Below are 716 nucleotides of genomic sequence, written 5' to 3'. Positions count from 1 at the left end.
ATGTTTCAGTTCCCCTGGTCTGCCTCTCACTCACCTATGAATTCAGTGAGTAGTGACTGTCGATGAAGACAGCCGGGTTTCCCCATTCGGACATCCCCGGATCAAAGCTTGCTTACAGCTCCCCGAGGCGTTATCGTTGTTCGCCACGTCCTTCGTCGGCTCCTGGCGCCTAGGCATCCTCCGTGTGCTCTTTGTAGCTTAACCTAGACTTTTCTTTCACAGAAAGAAAATGTCGATATATGCTACCTTTATTTCACTTGTTTACACAAGATCAGCTTAAAGGAATATTCTAAAACGCAATTTCGTTTCGGTATCCAGTTTTCAAGGTGCAATTCGCTTCATCGAAGCTTGAGAGTTTGAACTCTCAAAACTGAGCAACGAGTGAGTAAGTTCAGGATATCCATTTCATTCACACGAACGTGATGAACCGAATTGAATATCCGGTCGCAAGTACATGTACCTGCTGATTTGAATGTTTCCATTGCAGGAAACGATTCTCCATAGAAAGGAGGTGATCCAGCCGCACCTTCCGATACGGCTACCTTGTTACGACTTCACCCCAATCATCTACCCCACCTTCGGCGGCTGGCCCCTTGCGGTTACCTCACCGACTTCGGGTGTTGTAAACTCTCGTGGTGTGACGGGCGGTGTGTACAAGACCCGGGAACGTATTCACCGCGGCATGCTGATCCGCGATTACTAGCAATTCCGACTTC

At 48.5% G+C, this 716-nt stretch carries 2 rRNA genes; both read right to left on the bottom strand.

Features of this window, described 5'->3' with window-relative positions:
• Nucleotides 1–204: ribosomal RNA gene (locus tag C400_RS0125905) — 23S ribosomal RNA — on the bottom strand; the annotation flags it as partial.
• 300 nt (nt 205–504) lie between these two features.
• A 16S ribosomal RNA gene (locus C400_RS0125900) occupies nt 505–716 on the bottom strand; the annotation flags it as partial.

Origin of the sequence: Paenibacillus sp. ICGEB2008, from assembly GCF_000307675.1 — a bacterium.
GTDB lineage: Bacteria > Bacillota > Bacilli > Paenibacillales > Paenibacillaceae > Paenibacillus > Paenibacillus polymyxa.
This window is presented reverse-complemented; position numbering and strand designations above follow the sequence as displayed.